Source organism: Altericroceibacterium indicum (assembly GCF_009828105.1).
GTDB classification, from domain to species: Bacteria; Pseudomonadota; Alphaproteobacteria; order Sphingomonadales; family Sphingomonadaceae; genus Altericroceibacterium; species Altericroceibacterium indicum.
The window spans coordinates 264659-284851 of the sequence record NZ_WTYQ01000002.1; the positions used below are offsets into that span (position 1 = coordinate 264659).

The window sequence follows — 20193 nt, forward strand, 5'->3', positions numbered from 1 at the left end:
ATCAAGCATGTTGCGAGAAAAAGTAAACCCGGAATGGAATCTAATCACCAATTGAAACGGAGCGATGCGCCGTAAGTTCTTGGGTCTGTCGGATAACCAGAAACACCGCCTGATTGGGCTGGTGTATCAAATGTGGTCCCGTAATTACGGTCATCCAGCAGATTTCTTGCCCATACAGACAGCGTCAGGCCTAAATCCATTTCATAGGCCAGTGATGCCGTCACATCATTCACCTGATTTTTATACTGGGCGGCCATGGCCAGAGCGAGCGTATTATCGATGATATTCCCACTGGCATCACGCACCAGAAAACCGGGCATTCCGTCCTGATATTGTGTGGTTGAACGGTGGAGGTAAGATACACGCGGGATGATCTTACCATTGCCAACCGGCTGGCTATATTGCGCGCCAACAAGGATGGACCATTTGGGAATAGCCGCCGGACGCTCGCCGCTCAAATCACCGACAGCGGAATTTTTGAAGCTGTCATATTTGGGATCGAGATAGGTTACTCCCCAGTTCAGCAACAGCCGGTCGGTAGGGGTCAACTGCCCTTCAAGCTCCACACCAAAAGTGCTTTCCTTGCCGGCATTCAGCAGAGCAAACCCCTTGCCAGTGAAGACATTGGTCTGGAAATCTTTAATCTGCTGCTGGAACACCGCGAGATTGGCTGACATCCAGCCCAGATTGCTTTTAAACCCGGCCTCAATCACCCGCGAATTTTCGGGCTTAGCATAGCGCGAACCATAAGTGAGGTTGTTCAGCAGCAGGCCGGCATCAGCCAGGGCAGCAGCGGAACCCGGCGCCGGGCGGCTATCGCGTGACAGGTTGATGGAACTGGCCTTGAAGCCGGTTGCATAGCTTAGATAGACATTGAGCTGAGGGTTCACATCATAAGCCAGCCGCACGGTGTAGGTGAATTTATCATCCGCCGTTTTGCCATTTTCCACCGCATTGGGAACATTGAGGAAAGGCGGCATCAATTGCAGCGCAGCCAGCGATTTCAGCGGATTGGCTGCAGGATTATCTGCATTGGCCGCCGCAAAGGCCTGAGCCGCCTGAAATGCTGCTGCGGTGGCAGGGTCGCTCGCATAAGCGGCAACAGCGGCTTCATCATTGGGGTCCACCCCGGCCTGCTGCAAAGCACCGCCCAGCAGCAAACGCTGACGAAAAGCAGAATATTGCGTCGCGTTGAGATCAATGCCGGCAAACACATCGCTCGACACATTATTGGTCGAATAGGTCTTCCGGTCATTCGTGTAATTGCCGCCAAGCGTCAGCGTAAGGCCACTGGCGACCTGCGCGTCCACCTGCCCGAAGATCGAAAAGGCATCGCTGTTCAGCCTATATCGCTCATCAAGGCCGGAACCGGCGGAGAAGAACTGACCGCTGTAATTTTTCCCGTCAGCCTGCCCCAATGCCGCTTCCAGAGTGGGCACATTCAATGATCCACCCGATGCGTTCTGAATGATGAGGTTGGAGAAATCGCGGAATTGGGAAGCATAGTTCAGGCGGTTGCGCTGATCGACATTCTCATGGATGTAAAATCCGCCCAGCAAGAGGCTGAACACATCAGCGAAACTGGCTGTTGCGCGAAATTCCTGAGTGAAACTGTCCAGGTCCAGACCTCCCGCATTGGGGTAGATCAGATCAGCACTGGTGAAATCGGAATCCTGCGATGTCGATGTCCCGGTATGGCGATAGGCGGTGATGGATTTTAGCGCCAGCGGGCCGAGCTGATAGTCTGCTTCACCGGAAAAACCGTAATTTTCAATTTTGTTGGTGGACGTGAAATTGTTGTAGATCACATCTTTGGCAAAAGGATCAGTGGGATCGTTGGTTTTGCCACCAAGCGCCTGAACAATCGCTGCGGTAGGCCCATTTCTCAGATTGAAGACCGCGCAGCATTCTTCATCAATCTTGTCATAATCGGCAATCAGGCGAAGGGTGAGGCCGCTGCCGCCATCAATCAACATCTGCCCGCGTGCAAACCAGCGATTGCGGTTATTGGTGCGGGTATCGGTGCCAAGATCACGATAGAAGCCGTCGCGCTTGTCGATCCCGCCAGCAAGGCTCACCGCCACTGAATCCGACAGCGGGCCGGTGACATAGCCCTTGGCGATCCGCTGGTCGAAATTGCCGTAAGTTAGCTCAGCCGATCCGCCAAAAGTGAATTCCGGCTTCTTTGTGGTGATCGAAATCACCCCGGCAGATGCATTCTTGCCGAACAGGGTCGATTGCGGACCGCGCAACACTTCCACCCGCTCCACATCCGGCAGATCAGAAATCTGCGAGGCTGTGCGCGAGCGGTAAACATTATCAACAAATACGCCGACGGACGGCTCAATCCCCGGATTATTGGCACCATTACCAAACCCGCGAATGAAAAAGTTGGTATTGGCAGAACTGCTGAGCTGGCTCACCTGAAGCGAAGGCACCAATGTCTGCAAATCGCGCAAATCGCGAACCTGAGCTTCTTCCAGCGTATTCGCAGTAATCACACTGACAGCGACTGGCACGTCCTGCAGCGTCTGCGCGCGTTTCTGCGCGGTGACGACGATGGAATTGCCAAAAGCATCGCCTTCCGTCGCCGTGCTGGGTGGAGCAGGCTCAGCCATTTCGAAGCCAAGATCACTTGAATCCTGCGTATCCTGTGCAAAGGCCATTGCAGGCACGCAGAGGGTCGAAACTGCAACCGTTGATCGCAAAATCGAAGAGATGAACCGCTGACGCATTGAAAACGACCCCTGCATATACTCGCCCTTTTTGCCGCTTTGCCACGTTGGAAAATTTCCTAGACAGCGGCCTGAAACACTATCATGATCCTGAAAATGAGGACCTCTCTTATGCGTCTCCATAACGCTTGCCAATGTTCATTACCGGGCATTGGTTAACGATTATTAGCGCTAAGGGGTTATGCACAGTGTTGCCCAACCGATCTGTATGCGGTAAGGGCGCGCCGTTTCGTGGGCGTGAATAATTTTAGGGATCGCCCGCCTCCCAAAAAATTGCCCAAAAATTGAAAGCCTAACATTCATGTCCGCGAACCAGCGCAATATTGCGATTATCGCCCACGTTGACCACGGCAAAACGACCTTGGTTGACCAGCTTTTCCGCCAGTCCGGCACCTTCCGCGACAATCAGCGCGTTGAAGAACGGGCCATGGATTCCAACGATCTTGAAAAAGAACGCGGGATCACGATTCTGGCCAAACCAACCTCCATTGACTGGGGTGATTACCACATCAACATCGTTGATACGCCGGGCCACGCCGATTTCGGCGCCGAAGTGGAACGCATCCTGTCGATGGTCGATGGCGTCATTCTTCTGGTGGACAGCGCCGAAGGCGCGATGCCGCAGACGAAATTCGTGACCGGCAAGGCACTCGGCCTTGGCCTCAAGCCTATCGTGGTCGTCAACAAGATTGACCGTCCCGATGGCCGTCCGCAGGAAGTGCTCGACGAAGTGTTCGATCTCTTCGTCAGCCTCGATGCGAATGACGAACAGCTTGAATTCCCGGTTCTCTATGCTTCGGGTCGTAATGGCTACGCCAGCGAAGATCAGGAAGCACGCGAAGGCACACTGACGCCGATGTTCGAAAAGATCGTCAGCCATGTTCCGGCTCCTGGTCTTGATGAAACTGGCCCGTTCAGCTTCCTTGCAACCCTGCTTGATCGTGACAATTTCATGGGCCGTGTTCTGACCGGCCGTGTCCAGTCCGGCACGATCAACATGAACGACCCGATCCACGCGCTCGACAATACCGGCAAGGTGGTTGAAGTGGGCCGTGCGACCAAGCTCCTCGCCTTCCGCGGGCTCGACCGTGTACCGGTGGAAAGCGCCAAGGCTGGTGACATCATCGCTCTGGCAGGTCTTGAAAAGGCCACCGTGTCGAACACGATCTGCGATCCTTCGGTGAAGGAACCGATCCACTCCCAGCCGATCGATCCACCAACACTCGCCATGCGCTTTTCCGTGAACGACAGCCCGCTGGCTGGCCGCGAAGGCGATAAGGTGACAAGCCGCCTGATCCGTGACCGTCTGGAACGTGAAGCGGAAAGCAACGTCGCCATTCGCATCACCGAAAGCGCCGACAAGGACAGCTTCGAAGTGGCTGGACGCGGTGAATTGCAGCTCGGCGTGGTGATCGAAACCATGCGCCGCGAAGGGTTTGAACTGGGCATCAGCCGCCCACGCGTTCTCTTCAAGGAAGAAAACGGCCAGAAGACCGAGCCTTATGAAACCGTCGTCATCGATGTAGATGATGAATTCTCCGGCACGGTTGTGGAAAAGATGCAGCGCCGCAAGGCAGAGCTTACCGAAATGCGCCCTTCAGGCATCGGCAAGACCCGCATCACCTTCTCTGCGCCTAGCCGTGGCCTCATCGGCTACCACGGTGAATTCCTGTCCGACACGCGCGGTACTGGCATCATGAACCGCCTGTTCGAAAAGTATGACGTGCATAAAGGTGCAATCGAAGGCCGTCAGAATGGCGTTCTGATCTCCAACTGCACTGGTGAAGCGGTGGGTTATGCCCTCAACTCACTGGAAGATCGCGGCATTCTCTTCGTGAAGCCACAGGAAAAGATCTACGAAGGCATGATCATTGGCGAAAATGCCAAGCCGGACGATCTTGAAGTGAACCCGATGAAGAGCAAGCAGCTCACCAACTTCCGTTCTACCGGCAAGGACGATGCCGTCCGTCTCACACCACCTAAGGTGATGACGCTGGAACAGGCCATTGCTTACATCGATGATGATGAAATGGTGGAAGTGACACCGCAGAGCATCCGTCTGCGTAAGGCGATTCTCGACCCGAACGAACGCAAGAAAGCGAAGCGTAAAGGCGGCAATTAATTTTGGCTGGCCCGCAGCAATGCGGGCTCCAATGTAACAAAGTATGACAAGCCCGACGGGGCGTTCCGGGAACGGGACGCCCCGTTTCTTTCGGCACTGAAAGCCCTGTGTCCCGCCTGAACGCTAGGATAGCGCGCAAAGCACAGGGAAAGCGAAAATGTCAGGAAAAAGGCAGAGGCAAGTCCGTACGCAACGAGTAGCACGCCAGAAACTCAGGAAACTGCCGACCAAATAGTGCTTAACAGCCCGAACCGAGGGTGACAAGCTTCGCTTTCTCCCTATGCTTCGCGCCATGCAGACAGGCACATTAATCTCACTCGCTCTCTATTTTATCCTGATGATCGGCATCGGGCTTTATGCGTGGAAAAAATCGACCGATTCCAGCGAAGGCTATTTGCTGGGTGGCCGGGATCTTCACCCCGCAGTAGCAGCCCTTTCCGCCGGCGCTTCCGACATGTCGGGCTGGTTGTTGCTCGGTCTTCCCGGCGCGCTCTATGCCTCCGGCCTGGTTGAAGCATGGATCGGAATAGGCCTTTTTCTCGGCGCGCTTGCCAATTGGATCATCGTGGCTCCGCGCCTCCGCCATCAGACGGAGACTTTAGGCAATGCGCTGACCATTCCGGAATTCATGGCCAACCGCTTTCCGGACAAGGCCATTGCCTTGCGTGTGGTATCAGCGGTGATCGTAGTGGTGTTCTTCACCGTCTACACAGCAGCAGGCCTTGTGGGTGGCGGCAAATTGTTTGTTACCAGTTTTGCCGGATTGTTCGGCGATACCGGCATGAGCGATTATATGACCGGCATCTGGCTCACCGCCGGTGTGGTGCTCGCCTATACCATGGTCGGTGGCTTTCTTGCCGTGAGCCTTACCGACTTTGTGCAAGGCTGCATCATGGTCGTCGCGCTGGTGCTGATGCCAACCGTGGTGCTGTTCGATGAAGGCAGCCCCGCCAAGGTGGTGGATGTACTTCACGGGATTGATCCCAACTTCCTCAGCCTGTTCCATGGGCTTGGATTTATCGGCTTTATTTCCGCCATGGCCTGGGGGCTTGGCTATTTCGGCCAACCCCATATCATCGTTCGCTTCATGGCTGTGCGCGATGTGAAAGCGGTCAAAACCGCGCGTAACATTGGCATGAGCTGGATGTTCGTGTCGCTGATTGGTGCTCTGGGTGTCGGCATCGCGGGCCGCGCTTACATGCAGATGAACAATCTGCCGATTGACGACCCGGAAACGATCTTCATCCAGCTGGCACATTATCTGTTCCACCCGATCATCACAGGCTTTCTGCTCGCAGCCCTTCTGGCTGCCATTATGAGCACGATCAGTTCGCAATTGCTGGTATCTTCCAGTTCCCTAACCGAAGATTTCTACCGCCTGTTCCTGCGCAAGAATGCCAGCGAAACAGAAATGGTGAATGTTGGCCGGGTCTGTGTGCTGCTGGTATCGCTCGCCGCGATCTTCATGGCACGTGATCCGGATTCAGAAGTGCTGAGCCTTGTTTCCAACGCATGGGCTGGCTTTGGTGCGGCTTTTGGCCCGCTGATCCTGCTGTCGCTGACATGGCGTAAGATGACCGGGTCCGGGGCGCTTGCGGGCCTTATCACAGGCGCTGTGGTCGTGATCCTGTGGATTGCCACAGGCCTCAACGATGCCACTGGTATTTACGAGATCATTCCGGGCTTCATCGCCTCATTCCTCGTCACCGTGGGTGTCAGCTATATGGGCACACCACCGGAAATGGATCATGAAAGCCTCGTCCATTAAGGTTCTGTATTCCACATTCACATTGTGAATCACAAAGGGCGCGCTCCATCGGAACGCGCCCTTTTTTGTATATGTTACAGCCGAGTTACACTTGTCACGCTTCGACCAGCTTTCTTGCTCTTGGCAGCACACACCCATAGCCATTTGGCAAGAGCTGACCTAAGGGGTTGGCGATGAATACCGCCGACCTCCGCATCGCTCTTTTCAGCGGCAATTACAATTATGTCCGCGACGGCGCCAATCAGGCACTGAACCGTCTGGTTGAATACCTCCTTCGCCAGGGCGCAGCTGTGCGCGTCTATTCTCCCAAGGTCGAAAATCCCGCATTTGAACCCACTGGTGATCTGGTGGGCCTGCCCAATATCCCGATTCCCGGCCGTGCCGAATATCGCGCAACGCTAGCGCTTTCACCACGTGTCCGCGCGGATTTGAAGAAATTCGCACCCAATATTGTGCATGTGGCCTCACCCGATCTGGCCAGCCATCGCGCGGTGACATGGGCCCGCAAACGCAAGCTGCCGATCCTTGCTTCGGTCCACACCCGCTTCGAAACCTATCCGCGCTATTACAATATGGCCTGGCTGGAACCGATCATCGAAAAGGGCCTGCATCGCTTTTACAACCGCTGCAACGCCCTCGTCGCGCCATCGCCCAGCATGGCCGATGTGCTGCGCGAACAGGGAATGAGCGACGATATCGGCATCTGGTCACGCGGCGTGGACCGCGAAATTTTCAATTCCAACCGCCGGGATATGGCATGGCGCCGGTCACATGGCATTGCTGACCATGAATTTGCTATCGGTTTCCTTGGCCGTCTGGTGATGGAAAAAGGCCTTGATGTCTTTGCCGATACCATGCGTGTGCTGCGCGAACGTGGCCTTGCCCACAAGGTCCTCGTAATCGGTGAAGGCCCGGCCCGCGAATGGTTTGAAAGCCATATTGCGGACGGCACATTCCTCGGACACCAGCAAGGCGCTGATCTGGGTCGTGCAGTGGCTGGGATGGATACGCTGTTCAATCCGTCCATCACCGAAACCTTCGGCAATGTAACGCTGGAGGCCATGGCTTGCGGCCAACCGATTGTCGCCGCCCGTGCCACGGGGAGCGATAGTCTGGTGCAGGATCACATCACCGGCCGCCTCATCACACCCGGCGATGCAGAAGGCTTTGCCGAAGCCATCGCGCGCTATATCCAAGACCCCCAATTGAGAAAAGAACATGGTGCCGCTGGTGAAGCGCGCAGCCTTGAATTTTCATGGGATCGCATCAATAAAACCGTCGCAGACACGTATCTGCGCCTTATCGAAGCGAATGCACCGCAAGGCTAAGCCGCATTCCAGCAGCCCCCTTGGCAAAGCCCCTCCCCAGCCCCTATCTGTGAACGATCATGAATGATTTGTTTGCAGATGAAGCGGCTCCTGAAGCGGCGCCCGAGATGCCGCCCGAAGACGCTCCTCTGGCTGACCGGCTACGCCCCCGCGTGCTGTCAGACATTATCGGGCAGGATCATCTGACCGGACCGGAAGGCGCGATTGGCCGAATGGTTGCCGCGGGCCGCTTGTCCTCCATGATCCTGTGGGGGCCGCCGGGCACCGGCAAAACCAGCACTGCTCGCCTGCTGGCAGCGGCAGTGGGAATGCGCTTCACCGCTATCAGCGCTGTCTTCTCCGGCGTGGCGGACCTCAAGAAAGCCTTTGCCGAGGCTGAAAAGTTCAAATCTGCCGGGCAACGCACGCTGCTGTTTGTGGATGAGATTCATCGCTTCAATCGCGCCCAGCAGGATGGCTTTCTGCCATTCGTTGAAAAAGGCACGGTCACCCTCGTCGGCGCAACGACCGAAAACCCCAGCTTTGAACTTAACGCCGCGCTTTTAAGCCGCGCGCAAGTGCTGATCCTCCACCGCCTTGATGCCAAAGCGCTTGGCCAATTGCTGACCAGGGCAGAGGAAATCGAAGCAAAGCCCCTCCCCCTCACGCCAGAAGCACGCGATGCGCTGATCGCTTCGGCGGATGGCGATGGCCGGTTCCTGCTCAATCAGGCTGAGACGCTCTACGCCGCCAATATCAAGGAACCGCTTGAACCTGCCAGGCTGAGCGATTTCCTTCAGCGGCGTATGGCCGTGTACGACAAGGATCGTGAAGGGCATTACAATCTGATTTCCGCGCTGCATAAAGCCGTGCGCGGGTCTGATCCGCAAGCTGCGCTCTATTATCTCGCCCGGATGCTGGTGGCAGGGGAGGAGCCGCTTTTCGTTCTGCGCCGCCTTGTGCGCATGGCGGTTGAAGACATTGGCCTTGCTGACCCGGAAGCTCTGCACCAATGCTTGGCTGCCAAGGAAACCTATCAGTTTCTCGGCTCTCCGGAAGGTGAATTGGCGATTTCACAGGCCTGTCTCTATGTTGCCACCGCACCCAAATCGAATGCCGCTTACAAAGCGCATAAGGCCGCATGGAAAAGCGCTCGGGACACAGGCTCGCTGATGCCGCCGCAAAACATCCTCAACGCGCCGACCAAGCTGATGAAAGAGATCGGCTATGGCTCAGGCTACACCTATGACCATGATACCCAGGATGGCTTTTCGGGCGATAATTACTGGCCAGAGGAAATGGAGCCGCAAACCTATTACGAACCGGTGGAACGCGGCTTTGAACGGCAGGTGAAAGAACGCATCGCCTATTGGAACCGCCTTCGCGCTGAACGTGGGTAGGTTTCACCATTTCGCCGCGATAGACTGGTCCGGCGCGGCGGGGGAACGCCACAAGGGCATTGCCGTGGCGCTGTGCAGCAAAGGTAAAACTGCCCCCGAATTGGTGAAACCCGGCCACCGCTGGTCCCGCCCGGAAGTGCTCGACTGGCTGCGCGATGATATGCCTGCCGATACGCTGGTCGGGCTGGATCTGGGCATTTCCCTCCCCTTCACAGACTGTGGCGCTTTCTTCCCCGGGTGGGATAAAAGCCCCGCCAGTGCCCACGCTTTATGGGCCATGATCGATCAAATCTGCGTGCATGATCCGCATCTTGGTGCCGCGAGCTTCGTCGATCATCCACAGGCCAGCCGCTATTTCCGCCGCCATGGAGGCCGGGAGGGCGAGCATTTTCGCGCCGGACAAGCAACAAACGGACAGGGCCGCTTCAGAGAAACCGAGATGGAGCAGCGCAAACAGGGCTGTAAACCCTATAGCAATTTCAACCTTGTCGGCGCGGCGCAGGTCGGCAAATCCAGCCTTACCGGAATGCGATTACTGCATCATCTGCACGGGCATATTCCTGTCTGGCCCATGGACCCTAAGCCGGAGAGCGGCTCGCTCATCGTTGAGATATACACTACCATCGCCGCCATGGCCGCAGGACGAACCGCCAGCCGCTCCAAAATGCGTAATGTGGAGGAGTTGAACGCCGCCCTCACCGCCTTAGGCAGCGAGCAATGGGAGGCACGCACAAGAATCGATGACCACCAAGCAGACGCACTGGTCACCGCCGCATGGCTCAGAAACGTCGCTCACACCCCGGAATTATGGCAACCCCAAACTCTAACCCCCACCCTCGCCGCACAGGAAGGCTGGACTTTTGGGATAAAGTGAAAAAATCCGCAAAAATCATCACACAGGGGCTAGACCTTTGGCCGAAGATAAAGCAAAGAGCCGCCAAGTGCCGGCTTAGCTCAGTTGGTAGAGCACCTGATTTGTAATCAGGGGGCCAAGGGTTCGAATCCTTTAGCCGGCACCATTTCCTTTTCGGGGCCAGAAATTTCCCTTAAAGCCTTGAAAGGCAAGGAAATTTCAGGGGTTTGAAAGCCCTCAAAACGGTCGAATACGATCTTCCCACCAAACACCAGTTTGAGCATAGCGCGGCGGTCCTCCAACCGACCGCTTTCCCAAAGATTCCAAGGGTTTGCTAGAAATTTGAGAGCGGTTTGAAAAGTTGACTGATAGTCGCGAGCTGGCGTGCCGCATTTTGCGATCTTTTCGGCCAGAATCAGCTTTTGACGTTCGAGTTCATCGACCTTTTGCTCATAGGCTCGCACAATCGCTCCGCTATCGGCTTCGACGAGCCGATCCACGACCTGAGCGAGCTTGCGCTCGATTTGCCCGATCTCGACACGCATCAGAGTGATACGCTCGCGACCAGCATTGGCACGCTTCTTCCAGAAGTCCTGGAATATCTCATTAGCCAGTCGAAAAAGGGACGGTGCAGGTGAAAGAGCCTTCACCATATCGTGCAGCGCATCTTCGATCCGTGCGCGAGGAATGGACTTCTTCTCGCCAGAACAGCCACGCTGGCGGCACATATAGTAGGGGTAGAGGGCGTTCCCAGCCGCCTCCAGCGCGGCGAAGAAGCATTTCATAGCTCCCCTCGACCCCTTCGACCATTTCATGGAGACCAACCGTCCGCCGATTGGATACCGCCACGAGGCCGCCCGTGGATGCGAATAAGGGACCAACGCCGCCCCTCTTGGACACTGACGGTTCTGGATGAGCTTGGATGTCGCTCACCGTGTGGTATTATGATGAGATGTCTGAAAACCTAGCTGGCGAGGTTGCGCTCGTTGTCGATACGAATCTTTTCCTTGAATGCAGGGCGCTCAACGATCTCCCATGGCATGAACTCGGCTGCGCCACCGTCAAGCTGATAGTTTCGCGACCAGTCCAGCAGGAACTCGACGCACACAAGAAGAACGAGCGCGGACGAACCTTCAAGAAGGCGCTTGCCGCGACCAAACTGCTTCGCGACCTCGTCACGAGTGGGCAGCCTGCACTTGTCATTCGCGAAGCGCATCCGCGCGTTACACTCACGATCATGCCCGCATCACGGATTCAACCGGAGCTGAACGAGGCCCTCGACCCCTTGGTCAACGACGATGCGATCATTCTTCGAATGTTACAGTACCAACACGATAATGATGCAACCGATGTTCGCCTGATAACGCACGATACGGGTCCTATGGCGACGGCGGTCAGTTTGGGAATCTCATTCATCCCCATTCCCGATTCATGGTTGATGCGCGAGCAGGACGATGCCGCGACTAGAGAAGCCAACAAACTCAAGGGGGAATTGCAGCGCTTAAGGGCACAGGAACCGCAACTCGACATCAAAGTACTCGACGAGGATGGCAAAGAGATTTCTCGCCTCAATGCCGAAGTCGCCAGTTATGAGCCACTAACGTTCGACGATGTTCGCACGTTGATGGAGGACATTCAGCAACGCTTCCCTATGGAAACTGAATACGGGACGGCGGACACTACACCTCAGCCAACCGGTCAGCATCTGCCTTCACGTCTGCGAGGGTTACGTGCCATTACCGTAACCGAATTCACGCCTGCTTCCGAAAGTGATATCCGCAAATACCAGCAAGAAACATACCCTCAATGGCTTTCCTCGTGCCGAGAAAAGCTTGAGGGTTTGGACCGTTATTTGAATGCGCGCGCTGGATGGCCAGAGATCGATTTCGTGATCGCCAACACCGGAACGAGGCCTGCTACTCGATCATTGGTCAAATTTACTGCTCAAGGGAATATCGAGATATTTCCTCCCGAAGCGTCGGACGATGACGAGGACGCTACGTCAAATCGAGGAGTTGTATCCGTCTCGCTCACAAATCCACCTTCACCCCCGCGCGGCGCGTGGACTCGGAAAACCAGCCATTCTGCAAGCCGCATTGCGGAGATGTTGGGAGAACGCTTTGCAGACCCAATCGCGGCTACAATGCGCCATTCTGCTGTGGATTTGGATTATTTACGACCGCCCAAACCGCGTGATCCCGACGGCTTTTACTGGAAGGGCGGGAGGCCTTCGTTTGCGAAAAACGTGGTCGAACTTACCTGTGAGAATTGGCGGCACAGCATCGGCGACGAGCATTTTCAATTTCTTGTTACCCCGTCAAATTCGGGGAACGTCTCAGGCGCGATCCAGTGCGAGATTCATGCGGAGAATCTTTCCGATCCCGCCCTTCTCATCTTGCCTGTAAGGATCGAGCTCACCTCAAAATCGACACTTGCTTATGCCAAGAGCTTGATTGCGCGCCTTTCGGTAAACCAATGATTATTGGCAGCTACAATCCGGCACGTGATATTCAGTCGTGGAGGAATTGTCGCGTCACCCAACATAGGCTAACTAACTCCTAATTTGCACTCCTATCAATTGGCGCAGACGCTCGCGGATTTCCTCGTAAACTGGTACCGCGACATCTTCCCCGACCTCCACTGTGACCGCCAGCCCGTAGGGAATAGAGTCGTCAAGTTCGCCTGCTGCGGCCTTGCAGGCTACATTTAGTACTAGTTCGCCATCATCGACAAATGCCTTAGCCTCGTCACCTTCCCACCTCCGATGATAAACGGTGCCTCTTCCGAAGGCGTTGTGCGAAGGCTGTTGCTTCGAATTGCTGACGCCCAACGAAAGCCCTTTGTCACTTCCCGGCTCGACCTCGAACTTCGCCATTCGGTACATTCGATGGTCGGTATTCAACGGGGTAAACCACCCGACCGTGGCGATAACGGCTCTGAACCCAGCCATATTTTCGAGTTGGGGAGGCAGCGGAATGCGGAATTCATCGGTTTCCTTCGCGTGAATGGTGTTCCATCCAATCATGGTTGCGCGACGCTCAGTGCAGTCGATTACCTTCCCGATATCGACCATCCCGAATCCCAAGAATCTAGTGGCGTCCTCCCTCTGGTGTTCCCAGTAAGTGTTCCCGATTTCTTTCGAAATTTCCGCGACTTTTGTCGCCAAGCCATCATCCCATTTTGCCGCATGAACTAGCAATGTTTTGGCGAGTACGGCATGGAAAGCGTCATTCACGCTTGGATGAGGCGGTTCTGTCGGAATTTCATCCAGTGCTTCAAGAACCTTTAGTGCGCTGTGTGTCGCCAATGCGGTCGCTACACTTGTACCGCTAAAGTTGAGCTTTCTTGTCAATTCGCCACCCGGACCGGGCGCAGCAGCGCCGATACCAAAAAAGCGCCCTGGTTGCGCGACCGGATACACTGACATCGGCGCCAGATTACTTGTCGTTCGGACGTGCTCTCGACCGCCGGGGAGCAAGATTTCCGGTTTTACGCCTCGTAAATAGCCGAGTCCGAGCGCGGAGCTTGGGTTAGGCAGGCACTCTGTCTCATAGGGATCGAGAGCCATCGGCCCTGACCCGTTTGGATCGATAGTGTCTGCGTGGCACGCGCCAACGGTTAGTGCGTTCATGCCCTCGGAAGGTGATAACAGACGGCGGGTTGCGCGTTGCCGAAGGATTGCTCGCAGCAAGATTATTTCGCGCTCTTCGGCTGTGGCAGCTTCAAAGTCGCCCCACGCGGCGACGTCATCCAATGGTATGGGATCTGGGATATTGCCAGCGCTGACGAGAACCAAAACGCCGTACTTCCATGAGAGGTAGTCAATCAGTCGTGCCCAAGGGCTCAAGATACCCGAAAAGCGCCGGTTCAGATCACCGAGCGATAGATTGACCACTTTGACGTTGGGTGCGGTTGGCTCAGCATCACCTTCGCCGGCAAACATCCTGAGGAAGCTCCGCCAAACAAGATCAATCGCCAGCTTGTCTGGCGGCATAAGCTCGCGCCGTTGGCCATCTAATCCCACTTGCTGTGGAAACATAACTGGGCGAACGTATAGTTGGCTGCGAATGGGCGTACTCGGCGTCGGTGCATTCAGGTCTCCATGCACGATCAGCGAGGCCATGCTTGTGCCGTGAATTTGCTCACTTGCCTGTCCGTATTCGGCAGCAAAATCATCGGGGTCATCAAGCGAAAGGCGATCTGCCAATTTTGTATGCTGCGCCATTGGAAGCCCATCGAGCAAAGCTGCTCGGGCTGCCTGAGCTGGGTCGGGCGCATCCTCTGCATCGGCATCTTCGGCTTCAGCAAAATCCAGTTCTTGCGGATCGGTCACAAGCGATTGCGGCCGCAACACCATCACTTCGTCGAATGCTGCTAGTCCGAGGTCTGGATTGTCTAGGATTTGTCGGACGTATTCAGGTCGAACTTGCAAAAGTGCTGCATCATACCGAATTTCTGTGATGGTCGCCTGATCGAGAATCTCACCCCCAGCCTCAGCAAGCATTTCTTGGAATTTCTGGTGCGCGGTTTCTCGAAGTGGCGAACTTGTCCGATACCAAAATTCTACTTCAAGCGGGATCGGTTCATCCGGGGCTTCCTCCAGATGCCTAATCCAGTCGGCTTTGGCTTCTTCGGTAATTCGATCTTGAGGCCCCCATGGCCGGATATCTGCCAAGTGGTCGAACACCTTCTTCCACTCCGTCCGTCCGTATCCGAGCTCCTCACCTGCTTGGTATCGCTTCCACAAGCTTACAAGCTCGCGCAAAGCGGTTGCGTCTGGCATGGTAAAGTAGATGCGGCGACGAATTGCCTTGTCAGGTTTGTCCTCGACAACGAAATCCTCATCTGGAGCGACCTCGTCTTGATCTTCGCCCAAAAATTCCAAGCCCGGCACGTTGCGCCGCGCACGGTCAAAATCGACCACTTCACTTGCAATTTCGAAGACTAGGGCTCGTTCGGGCACAATTGCCGCAGGATCGTTTCTGAGCTCCGCTAGCTGCTGAGGGTCAGGGAGAACCTCAGACAGCCTTTCGAATTTTGGTCCAAGTCTCTGACCTTGGCGTTCCGCTCCGGCTGGACGTACCTTTTCGACTATAACGGCAGCCCTGCCTTTGGGAGATTGCCTGGTGGGTTTCGGTAAACTGAGAAGAGGACGCTCTGCCATTCATTATTCCGCCGCTTTTGAAGTTTGGTTTCTTGGTTGCGCGCGGTCCTCCCATGCTTGAAGCTCTTCACTCAGGATCGACTTGAGCGGCTTTTCACGCATCGAAAGAACCTCTCTACGTCGGATATCCAAGATGAATTCTTCGGCCTCTGCATAGCTCACTGAACCCAGCCGTTTGACGACGTTTGCAGGTGAAATTCCTGGCGAACCGTCAAACTGTCGGAAGTGCTTTTCCAGATAGGTTTGAAGCTCGTTTGCAGTTGGGGCGGGCAGGTTCAGCCGAAGCTGAAATCTGCGCCATACTGCGCGGTCGAGAAGCTCTGCATGGTTCGAAGCCGCGATGATTACTGCATAGCTTGGCAATTCATCGACGTGCATTAAAAGGGAGGATACTACGCGCTTAATCTCACCAGTTTCATGTTGGTCGCCGCGTTCTTTGCCTACAGCATCAAACTCATCAAAAAATACGACACAGGGTGTTGTGCGGATGAAATCGAATACCCTTTTTAGGCGCTGCGCTGTTTCGCCAAGATAGCTCCCAATGAGGGCTTCGTAGCGAATAATAAAGAAGGGTACTGCGAGAGATTCTGCGATAGCCTCTGCTAATGAGGTCTTTCCGTTGCCCGGGGGGCCGACCAGCATGACTCGATGGCGGGGGTCTAGTCCATGCGCTCGAAGTAGGCTCGCGCGCTGTTGTTCTTCGATAAGCTGATCGACGTTTTGCCGAGTCTGTTCGTTCAAAACGATGTCATCGAGACGATGCTTTGGTGTGAGTTCTGCAAGCGCTTCTCGAACTCGGTTTTGGTTTTCATAGCCGGACGGGGGGAGTGTTCGGCTTCCGTTGCCGTTCGTTTGGAGGGCACGAGTAAGCCGTTCGGCGAGCACGTTGTGCTGTTTGCCTTTCTCCTCGGCAATAATGGTCTCAACAGCAGAACGAACTGCCGTTCTATCGCCACCAACACTCGCTTTGACTAGAGAGATAAGAAGATCGCTCCGGGCCATTATTAAACATTTCCATTTCTATTACCGTTGAGCTTTTCCAAAATAGCCTCAACAATCCAATGATTTCGTGAAGTTGGCAATTCACCATCAAGCAAATCTCCGTCCACGCGATCCAGGATATCTTCAGGAATCCTAACGGTGATCGGCACTCGCTTTCGGTTGCCTATGTTCTCAGTCACATCAATCATCCTACATGCCATCACGATGACATCATAATGCAATCAATGAGAGACGGTCTAGTCCTCGTGGAAATTATTCCCCTGATATTGCCTCGTTTACCCTTGTCGCAATCCCTGAGGTTCAGCCGCGAACGTGGCTGAGGCCGACGGCCCGTCAACGGCCTACCCGATCCATTCGCCTGCATTGCATTCCGGCTCCCGTGTTGTCCGTTCTGCCTGACGGCTGACGAGCCGTCTCATACCCCCAGCCTGGTCCCTTCGCGTCCTCAGGAACAGCGAAAGGAGATCGGGACATGACAACTTCATCATCACAACGCACCGACGTTTACACTGCCATCACCGACCAGATCATCGCCGCCATCGAAGCTGGTGCCGACAATCCGCAAATGCCCTGGCATTCGCAAAGCGGCCTCGTCGAACGCCCGATAAACGTATCGAGCGGCAAGGCCTATCGCGGCGTCAACACTGTCGCCCTCTGGGCTTCCGCCTACTGCGCCGAATACACGCACGGCCTCTGGGGCACCTACCGCCAGTGGCAGGATCGTGGCGCACAGGTCCGCAAGGGCGAGAAATCCTCGCTCATCATCTTCTACAAGGATATCGAGCCTGACGATCAGGCTGAAGGATCGTCGGAAGATGGCTTCCAGCGTCGCTTTATTGCCCGCGCATCGCGTGTCTTCAATGTCGCGCAGGTCGATGGTTATGTCATCGACGAGCCAGACACGAGCATCGATCCCGTCTCGCCTTGCGAGCGTGCCGAGCAAGTAATTGCTGCCTCGGGTGCTGTCATCCGCGAGGGCGGATCGAGCGCCTATTACAGCATCAAGGAAGATGCGATCACGATGCCCGACCGTTTCCGTTTCACGGGCACGAAGACGAGCGATGCATCCGAAGGCTGGTATTCCACGGTGCTGCATGAGCTGACCCACTGGTCAGGTGCAGATCACCGTCTGGCGCGCACCTTCGGCGAACGCTTTGGCGATGATGCCTATGCGATGGAAGAGATGGTTGCCGAATTGGGTGCTGCCTTCCTGTGTGGTGATCTCGGGATCACGATCGAGCCGCGTCCCGATCATGCCGACTATATCGGTCACTGGCTGCGCATCTTGAAGGGCGACCGCAAGGCGATCTTCACGGCGGCAAGTGCTGCGAACAAGGCTGCCGAGTACCTTCTGAGCCTGACCTCGAATGACATCAGGGAGGCGGCCTGAGGGCCGCCTTTCAATCTCGATACCGTTTCATGGAAGGGCCGCTTGTCGGCCCTTTCTCGTGTCTGCCCGGTTCGGCTGCGTCCGATCACATTGACGGGAAAGTTGGCAGGGCAGGACCAACGTCAACGGCTTGCCCGATCCATTCGCTGACGCTCCCGTGTTGGCCGTTTCCCCATGCAAGCATGGGTGACGCTGCCCCTTTGAACCCTGCCGTCCTGGTCTCCCCGTCGAACGGACGAACCCGAACTTCAAGGAGGCAGACATGAACACCGACTACGTAATCATTCACAAAAACTGGAACGGCATCGAAATCGAAATCCGCTGGAGCCGCGACTATCTCGCCTATGAGGATGGTCGAGGAATGGCGCATCTGGAGGTGGAAAGCATTTCAGCAGACACACTGCCGAATACAGCGCTCAGACGCTTGTGTGGTGCAATCTCGCGAGCGGCTCGCTGAAACAGGTCACATAGCTGCGTCTCGCTTTTGGCTTTCAAGCCGTCTTTCGTCAGTCGGGACATGGCTTCCTCCCTTGGCGTTTTCGCCGCCCACCACGGGCCGCGTTACGGGAGGAGTGATGGAATTCGAGGCTCTGACAGATGCATTGCCCGCAATCGGAAGGACGCCTGGAGAAGGCTTTACGCCTTGCATCCCCACCGTCACGGGAATCGGATTAGAAGCTCCGACTTAGGTAACAACGCGGCAACCGTGGTTGGGAAAAGAGAAATCCGCTAGGGAGAAGGCCGTTCAGGCCGAACGGCTTGGGAGAGGTGAGAGCATGCCCCCCAGCACTGCTGATCAAATTGAGCGCGTGGTGGCACCTTGCATGCCGAACAATTGCGTCTTGGAATATGTGCTGGTTTGTTGCATCCTAAATCATGGATTTTGAAGTCGTTCCACATCGTACTCGTTGGTCAAGTGACGCAAGAAACAAGGTCTTTCTTCTCACTGATGGTTGGGACGACTGGTTCAAATACAATACAATGTACATCGCCCTCTTCGTTGATGCTGAGGGTGAGGAGCACCGCATCGGCGAAGTAAAAATTGGACAGTTTGGTATGTTACCGGAGCAGCGACGCCCAAACATCCCAGATCGATTTACAAATCTTGGCGAGATTTTTTTCTCGGTAGGTCAAGACGACACATACTATGAGATGCTGAATGAACTCGGGGACGAATTCAGGGACGCCTATCTCAAGGCAATGCGCGATGTAGCGCAAGACGCTGAACTCTTCGAGCGAGCGCTAAACGAAGATGTAATGGGTGTGTCTCTGTTGCGATCTGTCTCTGACACTTCAGTTAGAGGGCAGTTCCGTTGGATGACACAAGGAGGCGCTCGACTTACACGCTATTCTTTTTCTTACACCCCGCCGCCTTGGGGGCGGAACAACCAGCCTCCAACGTTTAAATTTAAGGTTCTTCCTGAATCTTTCCCTCCAACAAATGTCCACGTTCTAATCGGTAGGAATAACGTTGGAAAAACTTACACTGTCGAGCAAATGACAAATGCCATCGTGCGACCTGATGAGGGAGACTTTGGACAATTTGAATGGGAAGAAAACCCATTCGGCCTGGCTGAAACGGAGAGCTTCTCCAATATAATTTCGGTTACCTTCAGCGCGTTCGATCCATTCGAACCTCTACCAAATCGTCAGGATAAGCTGTCATCTGTACGGTATCAGTACATCGGACTGAAGCATGTAGGTAAAAACGACGACGGAAAGCCAAAACCTCCGAAGTCACCAGACGATCTGGCGGCCGATTTTGGAAAGTCGGTGCAGTTCATTGTAACACAATCGGCTAAAGCAGACCGTTGGCGGAGAGCTCTCGCCTTGCTTGAATCTGATCCAATTTTCAAACAGGCAGAAATATGGTCTCTAATTGAGAAATATCAGGAACTTCAGCAACTTTTTGAACGTCGTGATGCGCTGAACGAGCTAAGAAAGAGCGCTCGTCAATTGTATTCGAAGCTCAGCTCAGGACACAAGATCGTAGTTCTTACAATAACTCGACTTGTGGAAACCCTAGAGGAACGTTCGCTTGTCATCGTTGATGAACCAGAGGCACATCTCCACCCTCCACTCTTATCAGCTTTCACCCGCTCGCTTTCTGACCTCCTTATTAACCGAAATGGTGTGGCGATAATTGCCACCCATTCCCCAGTTATTCTTCAAGAGGTGCCCCGCACTTGCGTATGGTGCTTGCGACGAACAGGAAGGGAAAAACGGATTGAGCGCCCGGCTAAGGAAACATTCGGTGAGAATGTCGGTACTTTGACCCAAGCGATCTTTCAGCTCGAAGTCACGACATCGGGCTTCCACAGGATGCTGAGTAACGCTGTCAACGAGAACCTCACCTATGATGGCGTAGTGGAGCGCTTCAATGGTCAGCTTGGAGACGAAGCTAGGGCGATCGTTCGTTCACTTATCGCGGCACGTGATCAAGGGGCTTAAA

At 55.0% G+C, this 20193-nt stretch carries 14 protein-coding genes and 1 tRNA gene; 11 read left to right on the top strand and 4 right to left on the bottom strand.

Annotated features, from left to right (window positions below; translation table 11 throughout):
* Positions 1-44: 44 nt before the first annotated feature.
* Positions 45-2735, bottom strand: a complete 2691-nt coding sequence (locus GRI39_RS06145) for a TonB-dependent receptor (RefSeq protein WP_160738833.1) — start codon at positions 2733-2735, stop codon at positions 45-47.
* A gap of 301 nt (positions 2736-3036) precedes the next feature.
* Here GRI39_RS06145 and typA point away from each other — a divergent pair, with 301 nt between their 5' ends.
* From typA to GRI39_RS06185, 8 genes are all read left to right on the top strand, one after another.
* The gene (gene typA / locus GRI39_RS06150) at positions 3037-4857 is read left to right on the top strand and encodes a translational GTPase TypA (protein WP_160738834.1); all 1821 of its coding nucleotides are present in this window, start codon (positions 3037-3039) and stop codon (positions 4855-4857) included.
* A 292-nt stretch (positions 4858-5149) separates the two neighbouring features.
* Complete coding sequence (gene putP / locus GRI39_RS06155) at positions 5150-6625, top strand: sodium/proline symporter PutP (protein WP_160738835.1); 1476 nt, start codon at positions 5150-5152, stop codon at positions 6623-6625.
* A 173-nt stretch (positions 6626-6798) separates the two neighbouring features.
* A complete protein-coding gene (locus GRI39_RS06160; RefSeq protein WP_160738836.1) occupies positions 6799-7953 on the top strand; it encodes a glycosyltransferase family 4 protein in 1155 nt (384 codons plus the stop codon).
* Between the two features lie 59 nt (positions 7954-8012).
* Positions 8013-9332, top strand: a complete 1320-nt coding sequence (locus tag GRI39_RS06165) for a replication-associated recombination protein A (protein ID WP_160738837.1) — start codon at positions 8013-8015, stop codon at positions 9330-9332.
* Positions 9319-10206, top strand: coding sequence for a hypothetical protein (locus GRI39_RS06170; protein WP_160739228.1), 888 nt, complete (start codon positions 9319-9321; stop codon positions 10204-10206). Before GRI39_RS06165 ends, GRI39_RS06170 begins: the two co-directional genes overlap by 14 nt.
* A 69-nt stretch (positions 10207-10275) precedes the next feature.
* A tRNA-Thr gene (locus tag GRI39_RS06175) sits at positions 10276-10351 on the top strand.
* A 256-nt stretch (positions 10352-10607) separates the two neighbouring features.
* Positions 10608-10823: a hypothetical protein gene (locus tag GRI39_RS06180; protein ID WP_160738838.1), complete on the top strand. Its 216-nt coding sequence runs from the start codon at positions 10608-10610 to the stop codon at positions 10821-10823.
* Between the two features lie 284 nt (positions 10824-11107).
* Positions 11108-12664: a PIN domain-containing protein gene (locus GRI39_RS06185; protein WP_160738839.1), complete on the top strand. Its 1557-nt coding sequence runs from the start codon at positions 11108-11110 to the stop codon at positions 12662-12664.
* A gap of 72 nt (positions 12665-12736) precedes the next feature.
* On the opposite strand, the gene GRI39_RS06190 is transcribed toward GRI39_RS06185, so the two are convergent.
* From GRI39_RS06190 to GRI39_RS06200, 3 genes are all read right to left on the bottom strand, one after another.
* Positions 12737-15109, bottom strand: coding sequence for a S8 family serine peptidase (locus GRI39_RS06190; RefSeq protein ID WP_160738840.1), 2373 nt, complete (start codon positions 15107-15109; stop codon positions 12737-12739).
* 243 nt (positions 15110-15352) lie between these two features.
* A complete protein-coding gene (locus GRI39_RS06195; RefSeq protein ID WP_160738841.1) occupies positions 15353-16351 on the bottom strand; it encodes an AAA family ATPase in 999 nt (332 codons plus the stop codon).
* A gap of 2 nt (positions 16352-16353) precedes the next feature.
* A complete protein-coding gene (locus tag GRI39_RS06200; protein WP_160738842.1) occupies positions 16354-16539 on the bottom strand; it encodes a YlcI/YnfO family protein in 186 nt (61 codons plus the stop codon).
* Positions 16540-16823: 284 nt separating this feature from the next.
* Between GRI39_RS06200 and GRI39_RS06205 the strand changes: the two genes are divergently transcribed.
* The 3 genes from GRI39_RS06205 (at position 16824) to GRI39_RS06215 (ending at position 20192) form a co-directional block, all read left to right on the top strand.
* Positions 16824-17741, top strand: coding sequence for an ArdC family protein (locus GRI39_RS06205; protein ID WP_160738843.1), 918 nt, complete (start codon positions 16824-16826; stop codon positions 17739-17741).
* A gap of 262 nt (positions 17742-18003) precedes the next feature.
* Positions 18004-18198 (top strand): hypothetical protein, encoded by a 195-nt coding sequence (locus GRI39_RS06210; protein WP_160738844.1) that lies wholly within the window; start codon positions 18004-18006, stop codon positions 18196-18198.
* Between the two features lie 419 nt (positions 18199-18617).
* Positions 18618-20192 (top strand): AAA family ATPase, encoded by a 1575-nt coding sequence (locus GRI39_RS06215; protein WP_160738845.1) that lies wholly within the window; start codon positions 18618-18620, stop codon positions 20190-20192.
* The last annotated feature ends 1 nt before the right edge of the window (position 20193 follow it).

Excerpts from the sequence above, each read along its gene's own strand:
- GRI39_RS06145 (WP_160738833.1), bottom strand. The coding sequence starts at position 2,735 with ATGCGTCAGCGGTTCATCTCTTCGATTTTGCGATCAACGGTTGCAGTT.
- typA (WP_160738834.1), top strand. The coding sequence starts at position 3,037 with ATGTCCGCGAACCAGCGCAATATTGCGATTATCGCCCACGTTGACCAC.
- putP (WP_160738835.1), top strand. The coding sequence starts at position 5,150 with ATGCAGACAGGCACATTAATCTCACTCGCTCTCTATTTTATCCTGATG.
- GRI39_RS06160 (WP_160738836.1), top strand. The coding sequence starts at position 6,799 with ATGAATACCGCCGACCTCCGCATCGCTCTTTTCAGCGGCAATTACAAT.
- GRI39_RS06165 (WP_160738837.1), top strand. The coding sequence starts at position 8,013 with ATGAATGATTTGTTTGCAGATGAAGCGGCTCCTGAAGCGGCGCCCGAG.
- GRI39_RS06185 (WP_160738839.1), top strand. The coding sequence starts at position 11,108 with ATGTCGCTCACCGTGTGGTATTATGATGAGATGTCTGAAAACCTAGCT.
- GRI39_RS06195 (WP_160738841.1), bottom strand. The coding sequence starts at position 16,351 with ATGGCCCGGAGCGATCTTCTTATCTCTCTAGTCAAAGCGAGTGTTGGT.
- GRI39_RS06200 (WP_160738842.1), bottom strand. The coding sequence starts at position 16,539 with ATGATTGATGTGACTGAGAACATAGGCAACCGAAAGCGAGTGCCGATC.
- GRI39_RS06205 (WP_160738843.1), top strand. The coding sequence starts at position 16,824 with ATGACAACTTCATCATCACAACGCACCGACGTTTACACTGCCATCACC.
- GRI39_RS06210 (WP_160738844.1), top strand. The coding sequence starts at position 18,004 with ATGAACACCGACTACGTAATCATTCACAAAAACTGGAACGGCATCGAA.
- GRI39_RS06215 (WP_160738845.1), top strand. The coding sequence starts at position 18,618 with ATGGATTTTGAAGTCGTTCCACATCGTACTCGTTGGTCAAGTGACGCA.